The sequence below is a fragment of the Marinobacter sp. F3R08 genome, assembly GCF_018860425.1.
GTDB lineage: Bacteria > Pseudomonadota > Gammaproteobacteria > Pseudomonadales > Oleiphilaceae > Marinobacter.
On the sequence record NZ_JAHKPI010000015.1, the window covers coordinates 258,172 to 273,307 of the forward strand.

Annotated in this window: 15 protein-coding genes; 6 read left to right on the plus strand and 9 right to left on the minus strand. The window is 56.8% G+C overall.

All coding sequences use genetic code 11. The annotated features are described in order from the left end of the window. Positions 1–51 precede the first annotated feature (51 nt). The gene (locus KO499_RS10265; protein WP_215983646.1) at positions 52–1,854 is read right to left on the minus strand and encodes an ABC transporter ATP-binding protein; all 1,803 of its coding nucleotides are present in this window, start codon (positions 1,852–1,854) and stop codon (positions 52–54) included. A 103-nt stretch (positions 1,855–1,957) separates the two neighbouring features. Further along, positions 1,958–2,410, minus strand: coding sequence for a YaiI/YqxD family protein (locus KO499_RS10270; protein WP_215983647.1), 453 nt, complete (start codon positions 2,408–2,410; stop codon positions 1,958–1,960). A 172-nt stretch (positions 2,411–2,582) separates the two neighbouring features. Between KO499_RS10270 and KO499_RS10275 the strand changes: the two genes are divergently transcribed. The 3 genes from KO499_RS10275 to KO499_RS10285 all read left to right on the plus strand — a co-directional run bounded on the left by KO499_RS10275 (position 2,583) and on the right by KO499_RS10285 (position 4,177). Further along, positions 2,583–3,155, plus strand: a complete 573-nt coding sequence (locus KO499_RS10275) for a histidine phosphatase family protein (RefSeq protein ID WP_215983648.1) — start codon at positions 2,583–2,585, stop codon at positions 3,153–3,155. 40 nt (positions 3,156–3,195) lie between these two features. Continuing rightward, positions 3,196–3,534 carry a zinc ribbon domain-containing protein YjdM gene (locus tag KO499_RS10280; RefSeq protein WP_215983649.1) on the plus strand — a complete coding sequence of 113 codons (339 nt, stop codon included), beginning with the start codon at positions 3,196–3,198 and terminating at the stop codon, positions 3,532–3,534. A gap of 133 nt (positions 3,535–3,667) precedes the next feature. Next, positions 3,668–4,177 (plus strand): copper chaperone PCu(A)C, encoded by a 510-nt coding sequence (locus tag KO499_RS10285; protein ID WP_215983650.1) that lies wholly within the window; start codon positions 3,668–3,670, stop codon positions 4,175–4,177. Between the two features lie 34 nt (positions 4,178–4,211). On the opposite strand, the gene KO499_RS10290 is transcribed toward KO499_RS10285, so the two are convergent. Further along, complete coding sequence (locus KO499_RS10290) at positions 4,212–4,388, minus strand: DUF2897 family protein (RefSeq protein WP_148608007.1); 177 nt, start codon at positions 4,386–4,388, stop codon at positions 4,212–4,214. A gap of 64 nt (positions 4,389–4,452) precedes the next feature. Further along, positions 4,453–5,283 carry a zinc-dependent peptidase gene (locus KO499_RS10295; RefSeq protein ID WP_215983651.1) on the minus strand — a complete coding sequence of 277 codons (831 nt, stop codon included), beginning with the start codon at positions 5,281–5,283 and terminating at the stop codon, positions 4,453–4,455. A gap of 146 nt (positions 5,284–5,429) precedes the next feature. Between KO499_RS10295 and KO499_RS10300 the strand changes: the two genes are divergently transcribed. Next, a complete protein-coding gene (locus tag KO499_RS10300) occupies positions 5,430–6,101 on the plus strand; it encodes an SDR family oxidoreductase (protein WP_215983652.1) in 672 nt (223 codons plus the stop codon). A 92-nt stretch (positions 6,102–6,193) separates the two neighbouring features. After that, complete coding sequence (locus KO499_RS10305; protein WP_215983653.1) at positions 6,194–7,255, plus strand: sensor domain-containing diguanylate cyclase; 1,062 nt, start codon at positions 6,194–6,196, stop codon at positions 7,253–7,255. 22 nt (positions 7,256–7,277) lie between these two features. Here KO499_RS10305 and KO499_RS10310 read toward each other — a convergent pair whose 3' ends face one another. Beyond that, positions 7,278–8,132, minus strand: a complete 855-nt coding sequence (locus tag KO499_RS10310; RefSeq protein WP_215983654.1) for a PA4780 family RIO1-like protein kinase — start codon at positions 8,130–8,132, stop codon at positions 7,278–7,280. 106 nt (positions 8,133–8,238) lie between these two features. On the opposite strand from KO499_RS10310, the gene KO499_RS19835 reads away from it, so the two are divergent. Next, positions 8,239–8,370, plus strand: a complete 132-nt coding sequence (locus tag KO499_RS19835) for a hypothetical protein (RefSeq protein ID WP_266100641.1) — start codon at positions 8,239–8,241, stop codon at positions 8,368–8,370. A 54-nt stretch (positions 8,371–8,424) separates the two neighbouring features. Here KO499_RS19835 and KO499_RS10315 read toward each other — a convergent pair whose 3' ends face one another. The 4 genes from KO499_RS10315 to KO499_RS10330 form a co-directional block, all read right to left on the minus strand. Further along, the gene (locus KO499_RS10315; protein WP_215983655.1) at positions 8,425–8,844 is read right to left on the minus strand and encodes a universal stress protein; all 420 of its coding nucleotides are present in this window, start codon (positions 8,842–8,844) and stop codon (positions 8,425–8,427) included. Between the two features lie 139 nt (positions 8,845–8,983). Continuing rightward, positions 8,984–10,366 carry a sodium-dependent transporter gene (locus tag KO499_RS10320; protein WP_215983656.1) on the minus strand — a complete coding sequence of 461 codons (1,383 nt, stop codon included), beginning with the start codon at positions 10,364–10,366 and terminating at the stop codon, positions 8,984–8,986. Positions 10,367–10,423: 57 nt separating this feature from the next. Beyond that, complete coding sequence (locus KO499_RS10325) at positions 10,424–11,611, minus strand: aromatic amino acid transaminase (RefSeq protein WP_215983657.1); 1,188 nt, start codon at positions 11,609–11,611, stop codon at positions 10,424–10,426. Further along, the gene (locus KO499_RS10330; RefSeq protein ID WP_215983658.1) at positions 11,604–15,122 is read right to left on the minus strand and encodes an indolepyruvate ferredoxin oxidoreductase family protein; all 3,519 of its coding nucleotides are present in this window, start codon (positions 15,120–15,122) and stop codon (positions 11,604–11,606) included. The genes KO499_RS10325 and KO499_RS10330 overlap by 8 nt, the downstream gene beginning before the upstream one ends. Positions 15,123–15,136: the final 14 nt, after the last annotated feature.

Here is a 15,136-nt window from a genome sequence, read left to right on the forward strand (position 1 = left end):
TGAGGGCCTGCAGGATAATTTAAATGCGAATCACTATCAATGCATATTGCGTTACTCGGCAGCCTGAATCTGCCCGGTCTGCACTCGCCACTGGGTGGCGTAGGCGCCATCCTGTTCCAGTAATTCCCGATGGGTGCCTTGTTCGACGACTTTTCCAGCGTCGATCACGGCAATGGAGTCCGCATCAACGATTGTCGAGAGTCGATGGGCAATCATGATGACGGTCCGGTTGTGGCCGATACGCTTCAGTGAGCGTTGGATGGCGGCCTCCGTTTCATTGTCCACGGCGCTGGTGGCCTCATCAAGGACCAGTATCGGCGGGTTTTTGAGCAGTGCGCGGGCCAGGGACAGTCGTTGACGCTGCCCACCTGACAGGCGAACACCCCGTTCGCCGACCGGTGTATCCAGCCCCTCCGGCAGTGCTTTGATGAACGTCCAGGCTTCGGCCGTTTTCGCTGCCTCATTGATGTCGTGATCGGTGGCGTCAGGATTCCCGTAGGCAAGGTTTTCCCGGATAGTCCCCTCGAACAGATAGACATCCTGGCTCACCAGTCCAATCGCACCTCGCAGTGACTTCAGGCTCAGCTCCCGGACAGGTTGGCCGTCTATGCGGATCTCGCCCCGGCCCGGATCGTAGAAGCGGAGCAGCAGCTTGATCAGCGTTGATTTACCGGAGCCGGTCGTGCCAACCAGGGCAAGAGTGTTGCCGGCTGGAACGCTCAGGCTGACATCCTGTATGCCGGCGCCGCTGGACGGATAGTGAAAGCTTACTTCGTCCAGCACGACGTCACCTTTTACCGGTTCTTTCAGCGGCTTGCCGCCCTCATCCCGTACATGCACCGGTTCGGCCAGAAGATCCAGGATGCGACGGGTACTGGCCATGGCCCGCTCAAACAGGTCGATAACCTCGGCAAGGCCGGTCAGAGGCCAAAGCAGCCGTTGGGTCAGGAACACCAGTACACCATAGGCGCCTACATTCAGGCTGCCCTCAAGCGCCATCATCCCGCCGACTGTAAAGGTGGCCAGGAAGCCGGCCAGAATGGCCATTCGAATCACCGGGATAAAGGCGGAGCTGATGCGGATAGCCCGGCGATTGGCCTCCACGTAGGCTTCACTGCTCTCTTTCAGACGCTTCGCTTCCCGTTGTTCAGCGGTAAAGCTCTTGATGGTTGCAATGCCCCCCAGATTGTTGGCGAGCCGACTGGAGAGGTCTCCTACCTTTTCACGAACATCCGCATAAAGGGGACCGGCCTTGCGTTGGAAGTAGAAGGCGCCCCAGATAATCAGGGGGATAGGGGTGAATGCGAGCAGGGCGATGAGCGGCGACAGCACAAAAAATACCGCACCCACGGCAACCACTGTCACCATTACCTGGATCATGGCGTTGGCGCCGCCATCCAGGAAGCGTTCAAGCTGGTTAACGTCGTCGTTCATTGTGGCGACCAACTGACCAGAACTGCGAGCTTCGAAGAAACTCATGTCCAGGCGCTGGGCGTGTTCATAGGCATCCTGCCGTAAATCGGACTGCAGCCGCTGGGCGAGGTTGCGCCAAAGGATCTGGAACAGATATTCGAACAGGGATTCGCCAGCCCAGATAAAAAAGGTAAGAACGGCCAGTATGGTGATCTGTTCCTGCGCGGTTTCAAAGCCCAGACCGGCGACAAAGCTCTCTTCCTTATTGACCACAACATCGATGGCAACGCCAATCAGTATTTCGGGAGCAATATCGAACAGTTTGTTGATGATGGAGCAGGTGGTAGCCGCAATGATCTGCCTGCGGTATCCCCGGGCGTATCTGAGCAGGCGAGCCAGCGCAGCAAAGCTGCTGGTGGTTTCATGGCTGTGTGAGGACATACTCCGCTTCTCTCCCGTTGAACAGGCAGGGTGATGAATCACCCTGCGTACTTAAAGGCGGGAAGGGTAGCGGATCTGCCTGGAATTTAAAACAGAATCATTATCACCTGCGGGCGTTTTTCTGCAGCCATCGGTCGAGCTTGTCGGCGAACTCCTTGCGGTCAGTCTGGCTAAAGGGAGCGGGCCCGCCAGTGACCTGGCCGGCGTTGCGCATTTCTTCCATGAAATTGCGCATGGCCAGGCGCTGGCGAATGTTCTCCTTGGTGAAGGCCTGGCCCCGCGGATTGAAAACGTCGGCACCTTTTTCAATGGCTTCGGCGGCCAGGGGGATGTCCTGGGTGACGACAAGATCACCTTCGCTCATCTGGTCCATGATTTCGTTGTCGGCGACATCGAAGCCCTGAGGCACCTGCCGGCGTTTGATGTAAGGGCTCGGGGGCAGGGTAATGGCATGGTTGGCAATGAAGGTGGTGTCGATGTGCCAGCGGGTGGCAGCGCGGCAGAGAATTTCCCGGATAGGGACAGGGCAGGCGTCGGCGTCGACCCAGATTGGCATGGTGGTTCCTTCATTTGGTTTGGTTCTGATGAGAGTTTACCTTTTGTTCTTATGAGCCTGATAGGTTTTGCCGGCGTATCTCTCGAAGGCCAATGTCTGTTGATGTAAGAGGCATTGTCAGTTCATCCGCAGATCGTGCAACGTATTCGGATCTTTTCAGGAGGTAGCAACTATGCTTGGCCGATTTTTCCTAACCGTTTCTCTGGTGCTGTTTCTGCCCCTCACTGTGTCTTCCGCCGGGAACAATGAAAAAGCCTGGGACGCGCTCAGGGAGGGGCGGGCTGTTTTGATGATTCGTCACGCATTGGCGCCGGGCACCGGGGATCCGGGGAACCTTGACATCAACGACTGCAGCACGCAGCGAAATCTGAATGATACCGGTCGGGAGCAGGCACGGGCGTGGAAGCCGTTTCTGGCGAAGCATGATATTGACGAGGCGCGGGTGTTCAGCAGTCAGTGGTGCCGCTGTATGGATACGGCCACGGGTATGGATATGGGAATGGTGACGGAGTGGCCGGCGTTGAATTCATTTTTCCGCAATCGTCGTGATGGCCAGACCCAGACGCAGCAGACGATCACTCTGGCCAATCAGTTGGGGCAGGGAGCACCGGTGATTCTGGTTTCCCATCAGGTGAATATCACGGCGCTGACCGGGATTTTTCCCGCTTCCAACGAGGGCGTGATCATGGCGTTGCCTTTGTCGGATGATTCGAGGGTTCTGGCGAGGGTGTCGCCGGGTCGTTAATGGTATAATCTTACGCTCATTCAATTAACAGGAAATGATAATGTCGCAGCTTCCTCCATGCCCGCAGTGCAATTCTGAGTTCACGTATGAAGATGGTGTTCAGCTGGTTTGTCCTGAATGCGGTCATGAATGGTCTGAAGCGGAGGCGGCGGATGCCGAGGCTGGCAAGGTGATTCGCGACGCCAATGGCAATGAACTTCAGGATGGTGATACGGTCACCGTTATCAAGGACCTGAAGGTCAAGGGCTCCAGTTCTGTGGTGAAAGTTGGCACCAAGGTGAAGAACATCCGACTGGTGGACGGGGACCATGATATTGACTGCAAGATTGACGGCATTGGCGCGATGAAGCTGAAGTCGGAATTCGTCAAGAAGGTCTGATGCTGTAATGTCCAGTGGTGGCTGGGTAATGCCCGATACGGAAGGTGCGACTATAGGTCGCACCGAAAAACTTGGATATGAGGAGGGGGCTTTTTATCCTGCCTCTTTACACCGTCGATAAGGAACACTGGACATGAAGTATTGCCTGAGCGCGTTTTTGCTTGCATTGACCCTGGTTGCACCGGCAGCTTTTGCTCATGAATACAGTCAGGGCCAGGTCAAGGTTGATCACCCATGGAGTCGGCCGACACCCCCGGGTACGCCCATGGGGGTGGGGTACATGAGTATTTCCAACAGCGGTGACAGTGACGTCACACTGATTGGCGCAGCAACCCCCAGGGCTGGTCATGTATCAATCCATGAAACCAGCATGCACGATGGAGTCATGCGGATGCAGCCGGTCAAAGGCGGTCTGACCATCCCGGCTGGCGCAACCGTGGATCTCAAGCCTCACAGTTTCCACCTGATGCTGGAAAAGCTGGACAGTCCGCTGCAGGAGGGGGAGCGAATCCCGCTCACCCTTACGTTTGAGGGCGCGAAGAGTATGGACGTCAAACTCGCCGTCGAACCGCTGGATGGGGGGGTAATGAAAGAACACGGAATGGACCACTCCGGTCACGAAATGGACCACAGCGATCATTAAAGGTACCGGCCCGGTGCAGGCTCTTCTGGCCGGGCTACCATTCCTTGTCTTCGGCGCTCTCCTCAGCCTCTATTTCCGCCTTGCGAGCCTGAATTTTTTTCATTTTCTCGTCAGAGATCTTCATGCTGTGCGCACTGTCCCGCAGTATCATCAGGCTGCCCACTATCAGGGCCAGAGCAACAATGATGAAAATCCATCCTATGGCTGGCATACGCACCTCTTCACGCTGATCCGGTTACTTCCATAGTGGACCACTCCTTGCCACGTCACAACCATCAGGTGGTTTGTCGATAGTCGCTCGGGTCCAGTCGGTAATAGCCTCTCAGGGCTTTGTACACTTCCGGTTGTGTTCGCTTCAGGTGATCGGGCTGTTGAAAAAACGCTTCGGTCAGCACGGCAAAAAATTCAGCGGGTTCGGTTGCACCATAGGGATCAAGCCAGGGTTTTTGATGGTGATGCAAGGAGTGCCTCAGGTCTTCGTAGGCTTCCGTCATGGACAGTTTCCAGTGTCTGGCCTGCTCCTCGCTCAGGGGCGGGGCACCATCCGCCATGCCGTCCAGATAATCCAGTTGGTGGGCAAATTCATGGAGCATTACGTTATGGGTGCTGTGGGGATTTCTGGCAGCTTCCTCACATTCCTTCCAGGCCAACACAACCTGGCCCCGGCTTGAGGCTTCACCGGCCCGGATTTGATGGCTTTCGCTGACGACCATGCCGTCGCTTTCAACATCCCTGACGTGGTAGGCGTCGGGGTAGACCAGAATGCTGCTAACTTCATCGAAATCGGAGTATGGGCGGGCGAGAATCAGCAGGCAGGCATGACCGGCAATGGTGACCTTTACACGATCATCAACTTCAAAACCATCACAGCCGTAATACTCTTTTTCAGAGAGAAAGAGTTGCACCCTCTGCTCCAATGCCTGCTTCAGTGGCATCGGAAGACGTCCGTAAAGCTGAACGTGGGAATCAAGGTAGTGACGCCAGGATTCTGGGAAAGGGGCTTTCAGTTCCCGCTCTCTCCGCCAGGTGCGATAGAAGAAAAGGTAGAAAACGGTTGCCGCAATCAGGATCACTGAGAATAGGGCGAAAACAAGCGCTGCTGACATGCTGCTCCGGGCGATCATTGATTGATTTACCCTGCATCTTACAGAAAAATAGTATCCCTAAGCAGGGCGGTTCCGTTTTACCGGTTGTTCCGGAGAGCAGGGGATGGGAAGCTGAGTGAACTATTTTGATCCTTGAGGGGGCTGATATGCCTGGGAAATTTGTTGTGGTCATCACCGGGGCGAACCGCGGTATTGGTCTGGAACTTGTCCGACTCTACGCGGGACGTGGATGTTCGGTGATCGGGGTGTGTCGGGAAGCCTCGCCGGAGCTGCATGAAAGCGCCGCACGAATTATCGACAGCGTAGACCTGACGACCGATGAAGGCGTGGCTAAACTGGTGGCGGGACTGAAGGGAGAGCGCATTGATCTGCTCATCAACAATGCGGGGCTGCTGCAGGACGAGAAGCTGGGCAGCATTGATTTTGATTCCATCCGTACCCAGATGGAAATCAACACTTATGCGCCACTGAGAGTGACTGAAGCACTGGCAGACCAGATCCCTTCTGGTGGAAAAATTGCCAATATCACCAGCCGGATGGGCTCCATCGCCGACAACGACTCCGGCGGCCGGTACGGGTACCGGGCCTCCAAGGCAGCGCTTAATGCGTTTGGCAAGTCCCTGGCGATGGATCTGAAACCCCGTGGTATTGCTGTCGCCCAGCTGCATCCCGGCTATGTGCAGACCCGTATGGTGAATTTTGGCGGGCTGATCACTCCGGAGGAGTCGGCAAAAGGGCTGGCTGAGCGCATTGATGGCCTGAACCTGGAGAATACAGGCTCATTCTGGCACAGCAATGGTGAAGAGCTGCCCTGGTGAGGCTGGAAAAGTTGCAATTGTGCACATTTCTGTAACCAGAATTCCGGGTTTTGAAGTATCCTGACAGCTAAACAAAAGGAATTCTGCAGTATATGGAATCTGTCATTACTCGGGCGACTTATGAGCTTGCGCCGGGGCGCCGGCCCCAGTTCTGGCGACTGGCGATGCGATGTACCCAGATTGCGGGTACCGTGGATGTCATCTTTTTCTTTCTTTTCCAAGCATTAGGGTCACCGGTTCTGGCATGGGTGAATGTGGTCAGCGTGGCCATGTATGCCGGTGCCTATTACGCGCTCAAGAATCACAGGAACAAGATTGCGGTCATACTGATTTGGGCGGAAGTGCTTGGCCATGCCGGTCTAGGTATCGTACTTATCGGATGGCAAAGTGGTTTTCACTACTACCTCCTGATGTTTATTCCAGCGATCTGTGTGTCTGCACCTCGCAGATGGGCGGTTTTTGCACTGTTGGCTTTGTGGGGTTATTACATTGGACTGGATGGTCTGATGTGGTACATCGAGCCGTTGCAGCCCATTCATCAGACGGCTCTGCACGTCGTTCATCTGTTTAATCTGAGTGTTGTCTTTGCCATGTTCAGTTACCTGGCATCCTATTATCTCAGGATGGTAGTCACGGCCCAGCGTAATCTTCGGGAAATGGCAACAACAGATTCACTGACCGGGCTTTTCAACCGTCGTCACATGACCTATCTGGCAGAAAAAGAGGTGGCCCGATTCAGGCGCAGTGGTCATCCGGTTGGTCTCCTGCTGCTGGATATTGATCACTTCAAATTGATCAATGACGCCTACGGCCATGAAGCCGGAGACAGGGTTCTGAGGGTTGTCGCTGATGTGATCCGTGATGAGTTGCGGGCCCAGGATCTGGTCGGCAGGTGGGGCGGTGAGGAATTCCTGGTTATTCTTCCGGATACGGATTCCGCTAACGCACAGGCAAGCGCGGAGCGGATACGGAACGCGTTCTTAGCCAGGGACTGGAGTGCAGTAATTGATCGGGATGCAGATGTAACGATCAGTATTGGTGTGAGCGAACTGCAAGCGGGTGAAGACCTGAGTGCTGCGCTCAGTCGGGCTGACGAGGCTCTTTATCGGGGAAAAAGCGGCGGCCGGAATCGGGTAGAACTGGAAACCGTTTGAGACCCGACTGCCGATATTCGTATCAGTCTTCTTCGGCGTCCCTCATGCGTTCCTGCCGCTCCCACTCTTCTTCTTTCGCAGCATCAATGATTTCCATCAGTTCGTCCACGTCGGCGGCGGTGTCATTGTGCTTGAAGCCACCGGTAAGTTTGCTGTCCGGGTGCAGTTCACCTGACTCGTAGAGTGCCCAGATCTCCTTGCCATAATCCGTTTCCATCAATTCTGGCGCGAAGCGGCCAAAGTACCGGCGCATATTGTCGACGTCACGCTCGAGCATGCGTTCCGCGTTGTTGTTGCCGGCGGCATTGACGGCCTGGGGAAGATCAATGATGACCGGCCCGTTGGCGTCGACAAGAACGTTGAATTCAGACAGGTCTCCATGGATCAGACCTGCACTGAGCATACGGACCACCTCGCGGATTACCTGATCGTGGAAGTCTCTGGCCTGCTCCGGGGTGAGGGTGACGTCGTCCAGTCGTGGTGCAGCCTTACCGTCTTCATCAGCCACCAGTTCCATGAGCAGTACACCGTCCACAAAGCCCAGTGGTTCGGGAACACGGACCCCGGCAGCAGCAAGCCGGTAAAGGGCGTCCACTTCGGCGTTGAGCCAGGCATCTTCCTGTTCTTTCTGGCCATACTTTGTTTTCTTGCTCATGGCCCTTGCCCGGCGGCTGTTCCGGACCTTTCGTCCTTCCTGGTATTCCACCGCCTGTTTGAAGCTTCGTTTTGAGGCTTCCTTGAATACTTTGGCGCAGCGTGTCTGGTCTCCGCAACGCACGACATAAACCTGCGCTTCCTTGCCGCTCATGAGCTGATAGAGCACTTCGTCCACCATGCCGTCGTCGACAAGCGGTTGTAATCTTTTCGGTACCTTCATAAAACCTTTCAGACTGACAGTAAATGTGTCGACCGTGTTCATTGATCCGGAACCGGGCCGAATGTGGGCAAGGCAAGGAACACGACTGCTTTGGAGTATAGCTTACATGAAAATCTCTCTGTTCATCCTGTTGATTCAGTTGGATGTGGCAGTCGCTCTATGGCCCTGGCAACAGGCTTGCCGGATCCCTCCCGTTCCCCATGGCCAGGATCAGGCGCGCAGGATTTCTGAAGGCTGACTCCTGCGGGCATCCGGAAACGGAGTCCGGATGCCCGCGTATGAGAGGGTATCCTTAGCGCACGACAAACACTGAAATATTACTGTGTTTGACGATATTGGCACCGTTGGAGTGGAGAATATGAAGCCTGTCGCCGATGCCCGGAGGATGCGACGCCATGACCACCAGGTCGGCACCGGTTTTCTTTATGGCTTTCAACAGCTTGTCATCCAGCTCTACGGCGGTATCTGCTGATTCTATGACCATACTGTCTGTTTTGATGCCGTGGGACTGACCCTGCTCTTCCGCAAAGACGCGGAGCTTTTCCGCGAGTTCCTTCGGATTGTGTGCGGCGGCTCCGGGCGTACTGTTGGTTACGGTCACGTAGCAGAGAGTAGCGTTGTAGTGTTTGGCAATATCAATGGAGGTATTGAGCGCCTTTGCCATTTTATCGGTGTGGGCGAGGTCGATCGGAACGAGGATCTTGCTGTACATGGGAGTTCTCCTTTTCCATGTGAGCTGCAGAACATGTGTCCATTGTTCTGTTTTCAGATTGGCAGTACCCGGTTGAGTCTGTCAAAAAAAAGCCCGGTGAAGTTCACCGGGCGTTTGTAGTCACAAGTGCAGCCTGCCTTCACACCAGGTTGTAAAGGAACACCACGGCGATACCGGCAGGAGTCACATACCGGAGCACAAACATGAACGCCTTGTAGGTGCTTCCTTGCAGACCAATGTCTGACGGCAGACGCTCTGGCTTCATGGCCCAGCCGGCAAACAGGGCAATCGCCAGGCCTCCCAGAGGCATCATCAGGTTGGAGACCAGGAAGTCGAGCAGGTCGAACACTGTCTTGCCCTCGAAGAACGGGATGAAACCGAGCGGATGCACACTGTCCCAGATGTTGAACGACAATACGGTACCAATACCGATAAACCAGATCGCCAGACCACCGCCCAGCGCGCTTTTAGCCCGGCTGACGCCTTTATGTTCTTCCAGCCATTCCACCACCGGTTCCAGCATGGAGATGGCCGAGGTGATGGCCGCGACCAGCAGCAAGGCAAAGAAAATACTGCCGAACAGCGCGCCACCACTCATCTGACCAAACGCCAGTGGCAGAGTTACAAAGATCAGGCCAGGACCCGCGCCAGGTTCCAGGCCATTGGCAAAGACCAGCGGAAAGATGGCAAGCCCTGCAAGAAGCGCGACGCTGGTGTCCAGAACCGCGATGGTTATGGCGGTTCTGGCAATGTTGACGTGCTTCGGCAGATACGAGCCGTATGCCATGATCACGCCAATGCCGATGCTCAGGGTAAAGGCGGCGTGCCCCAGGGCTGTCAGAACGCCGGCCGTGGTGATCTTGCTGAAATCCGGCGAGAACATGAAGCTCACCGCCTGGCCAAAGCTGCCGCTGTTCATGGCGTAGATGACCATCGCGATCAACAGTACGAAAAGCAGGGGCATCAGCATGTTTACCGCTTTCTCCAGTCCTGAGCGGATGCCTCGTCCAACAATAAACACCACAATGGCCATAAACACGGTGTGCCACAGCAGCAGTTCCCAGGGGTTCGCCAGCAGTCCACCGAACTGGCTGCCAATGGTTTCGGCGTCTGCGCCGGTAAACAGCCCGGCAGCGGCCTTGCCGATATAGACGAGAGCCCATCCGCCGATCACTGCATAGAACGACAACACCAGAAACGAGGCAATAACGCCATTCCAGCCGATGGCTCTCCAGCCTCTGGCGGTGCCTTCGGTCTCGGTCAGGGTGCGCATGGTAGCCACAGGGCTCTGGCCGCCGCGGCGGCCGATCATGGTTTCAGCAATCAGTACCGGCACACCAATCAGGAAGATGCAGGCAAGGTAGATCAGCACGAAGGCGCCACCGCCGTTCTCACCGGTAATGTAGGGGAACTTCCAGATATTCCCGAGGCCGACTGCCGAGCCGGCAGCCGCCAGGACAAAGGCCATTCTCGACGACCAGAGGCTGTTGGCTTGCTGATGGGGTTGTGTGCTCTCACTCATTCTTTTCTCCGGCTAATTGTTTTTGTCGGATTGAAGGTTTCTGATGTTCTGAAATGTTTACTTGCCAAGAACCTCGCGCAGTGCTGAAGCCACCTGTGGCAAAACCCGATCGTTCAGACCGGCGACGTTTACCCGGCTGCTCTCCAGCATGTAGATCCCGTGTTCCTTGCGCAGCTGGCCAACCTGCTCCGGGCTGATACCGAGGAACGAGAACATGCCGCGCTGATGGGCGATGAAACCGAAGTCACCCACCGGTGCAAGTGCATCCGAAAAGGCATGACGCAGGTGCAGGATGCGCGCACACATGCCCTCAAGCTCCGCTTGCCACTGGGTTCGAAGACCGTCGTCGTCCAGAATGGTCTCGACGATTGCGGCACCATGGGCCGGTGGCATCGAATAGTGAGACCGGATAACACTCAGCAGCTGGCTGGTGGCTGCTGCGTTGATGGTCGCTGTTCCTGAAATCAGAGCCAGCGCGCCTGTGCGTTCCCGGTATAACCCGAAGTTCTTGGAACAGGACGCCGCAATCAGCATTTCCGGCACCGCGCCGGCCAGATGTCTCAGGCCTGCCGCATCCGCATCGAGGCCTTCGCCAAGGCCCTGGTAGGCGATGTCGACAAACGGCAACAGGCCCTTACGTTGGATCAGCCTGGTCACCTCCTGCCATTGGGGCAGACTCAGGTCCGCGCCCGACGGGTTGTGGCAACATCCATGAAGCAACACCACATCGCCCGGAGCTGCCTGCTCAAGGCTTTCCAGCATGGCAGCGAAGTCTACCTGCAGTGTCTGTGGATTGAGGTACGGATATTCTCGAATAGTCAGACCGGCACCACCAAGCAGCGGTATGTGGTTGGCCCAGGTGGGCGTGCTTACCCAGACGTTTGTATCCGGCTTGCAAAGCCTCAGAAACTCGGCCGCCATACGCAGGGCCCCGCAGCCGCCCGGTGTCTGGATGACCGATACACGGCTGTCACGGATCAGCGGGCTATTGCTTCCCAGGATCAGTTCCGCCATGGCCTTGTTGAACCCGGCGGAACCGGCGGGCCCAACGTAGCTTTTGGTGGTTTCACCCTCAAGCAGACGGCGTTCGGCTTCGTGCACGGCGGTCATGATTGGGGTATTGCCGGCGTCATCCTTATACACGCCGATGCCCAGATCCACCTTTTCCGGCCGATTGTCCTCACGAAAGGTCTGCATCAGCTGCAGAATCGGATCCTGGGGCAGGGGCTGGAGTGCTTCAAACATGGTGTGTTCCCTCCTCGGCCTGTTGAGTGCGAATCAGAGTTGGTCGACCGGTGTCCAGAGCCTTGATCAGCTGTGTCTGTTTTTCACGGATACTCTCTGCCGCCTGTTCCCGTACCGGGCCGTAGCCCCGCACATCAGCAGGCAGCTCGGCAAGTTGCAGGAAAGTCTCATAGTTGCTGGCGTTGAGCTCCCGACCGATCCTGGCAACCAGGGTCTGGTAGTCCTTCAGCAGGGCACGATCGAGCTTGCGGTCGGTGGAATAGCGGAACGGGTCCATGGGAGTTCCGCGCAGGCTGCGAAGTTTCGCCAGAAAACGGAAGGCCCGGAACATCCAGGGGCCGAACCGACGTTTTTTCGGCCGACCCTGGGCATCGGTCTCACTGCTGAGCAGAGGCGGGGCCAGGTGGAAGTGGACCTTGTAGTCTCCCTCAAAGGTTTTCTCCACTTCTTTCATGAAGTCGGTTTCGGCAAACAGCCGGGCCACTTCGTACTCATCCTTGTAGGCCATGAACCGGTATAACTGCTGGGCCACTGCGCGGGTCAGCAGAAGGTTGGTCTCACCGAGAGCTTCCTCCGCCTTCCGGACGCCGGCAACGCTGGCCCGATATTGATCGGCCCAGCGTTGGTTCTGGTAGCTGACCAGATGCTTGTGACGGATGGTGATCAATTCATCCAGGGTTGGTTCGGGTTTCACCTCAACAACCTGAGCCTTGTTGTCGTCCAGCAGATCCGTCACTGCGCTCAGATCCACAGCCGCCAGTCGGCCCCACCCGAAGGCTTCCTTGTTGCGCTCGATGGCGACGCCATTGAGTTCAATGGCCTTTTTCAGGGCGGCCTCTGAAAGGGGCAACAAGCCCTTTTGCCAGGCGAACCCGAGCATCATCACGTTGGAAAATACGGTGTCACCCATCAGCTTTTCGGCAATGCCATTGGCGTCCAGCTGATCGAAATGGTTCTCGCCAACGGCGTCTTTCAGCAGGCCAAGCCGCTTGTCGGCCTTCATATCGGCATCGCGGTAGAGTACGTAGTCAGCGGTGGGCAGTTCCGCTTCGTTGGCGACAATCCGGGTATGGTTTGGCCTGAGCACGCTCAGGGCTTTCTGGGATGACGCTACTACCAGATCACAGGCGATGACCGCGTCGGCCTGGCCATTGCTGATCCGCACCTGATGGAGCTTGTCCGGAGACGGTGCCATCCGCACGTAGCTCAGGACTGTGCCGCCTTTTTGCGCAAATCCCATGAAATCCAGTACCGAGGCACCACGGGATTCCAGATGGGCCGCCATGGTGATCAGCTGGCCTACAGTTACCACGCCAGTGCCGCCAACACCGCCCACGAGCAGATCATAGGAGCCCGGCATTTCCGGCAAACGGGGGGCTGGAATGTCAGCCAGCTTGCGGGAGAGTATGGAGCCGGTATCAACACCCCGGGATTTACGCAGCTGTCCACCTTCAATGGTCACGAAGCTGGGGCAGAAACCCTTCACGCAGGAGAAGTCCTTGTTGCAGGAGGACTGATCGATCTTGCGCTTGCGGCCCAGTTCCGTATTGCGGGGCACAACCGAGAGACAGTTGGATTGAACCGAACAGTCACCGCAACCTTCACAGACATGGTGGTTGATGAATGCACGCTTGGCGGGATCCGGGAACTGCTTGCGTTTGCGCCGACGGCGTTTCTCAGCGGCGCAGGTCTGGTCGTAGATCAGCACGGTGCAACCGGGTATATCCCGAAGCTCACGCTGAACCGTATCCAGTTCGGAACGGTCGTGGAAGGTTACGTCTTTCGGGAACTGATCTTTATGACCATCGTATTTTTCCGGCTCATCGCTAAGTACGACGACACGGCGAACGCCTTCAGACGCTACCTGTTGGGCGATCATCGGAACCGTGATCTGACCATCAACCGGCTGACCGCCGGTCATGGCGACGGCGTCGTTGAACAGGATCTTGTAGGTAATGTTGATACCCGCAGCCACCGCCTGACGGATCGCCATGGAACCGGAATGGAAGTAGGTGCCTTCACCGAGGTTCTGGAAAACGTGAGGATTGCCGGTGTAACGGCTCTTGCCAATCCAGTTAACGCCTTCGCCTCCCATCTGTATAAGCGACTCTGTCTTCCGACCCATCCAGGAAGCCATGAAATGGCAGCCAATACCGGCGAGGGCCTTGCTGCCCTCCGGAACCCTGGTGGAGGTGTTGTGGGGGCAGCCGGAGCAGAAATAGGGCAGGCGCCTGACACCGCCCGGATCCTGGGCGGTGGTCATTGCGCTGATTTCGGCCATGCGGGCACTGAAATCCAGCGAGAAGAACCGGCCGAGCCTGGCGGCCAGGAAACCGGCCACCAGCTTCGGGCTCAGCTCGCCCACGTAGGGAATCAGCGGGCGCCCAAGTTCATCCTGTTTGCCGGTAATCAGAACCTCTCCGGGGCGATCCGGCTCAGACATGTACTCCTTGATCTGACTCTCGATGATGCCCCGCTTCTCCTCGATAACCAGGACTTCTTCTTTGCCATGAACAAAGTCGAGAATGCCGCGGCGTTCCAGGGGCCAGACCATGCCGACCTTGTAGATGTCCAGCCCCATATCCCGTGCCTGGGCCTCATCGATGCCCAACAGCTCAAGGGCTTCAAGCAGGTCCAGATGGCCCTTGCCGGTAGTGACAATGCCGAAGCGGGCTTTCGGGTTCCCGAACAGGCAGCGGTCTATGCGGTTGGCTCGGGCAAACGCCTGTACGGCAGCGAGCTTGTGCTCAATGCGAGTTTCAAGCTGGGGCCCGGGCAGATCCGGCCAGCGGTAATGAAGCCCGCTTTCAGGTGCGGTGAAGTCGTCCGGGGTAACAAAATCCGGTTCTGGCGGAATTTCAACGGAGGCCGCGCTTTCCACGGTTTCCGAGACGGCCTTGAAGCCGACCCAGCAGCCGCTGTAACGGGACAGGGCGTAACCCCAGAGACCAAATTCCAGGTACTCGGCGATGTTGGCCGGGTTAATGGTGGGCATGAAGAAGCTCATAAATGCCACATCGGATTGATGGGGCATGGATGATGACACGCAGCCGTGGTCGTCACCTGCCACCACCAACACACCGCCATGGGGTGAAGATCCGTAGGTGGTGCCATGTTTCAGGGCATCGCCGGCGCGGTCCACACCTGGCCCCTTGCCATACCAGAGGCCGAAAACGCCCTCTACCTGTCGGTCTTCATCGCTCTCCACCTGTTGGGTGCCCAGCATGATGGTGGCTGCGAGATCCTCGTTGATGGCCGGGACAAAGTCGATCCGGTTCTCGTCCAGCAGGTCTTTGGCCTGCCAGAGCGCCTGATCGACTGCGCCGAGGGGGGAGCCCCGGTAGCCACTGACCATACCGGCGGTGTTCAGTCCCTGTTTGCGATCCAGCGCAGCCTGCATCAGAGGAATTCGAACCAGCGCCTGTGTGCCGGTCAGAAAAACCCGGCCGGATTCCCGCAGGTACCGGTCTTCGAGTTTGTAATCGTCGAGTTGTGGGGTATCGGCGGACATGGTGCCCTCCTTTT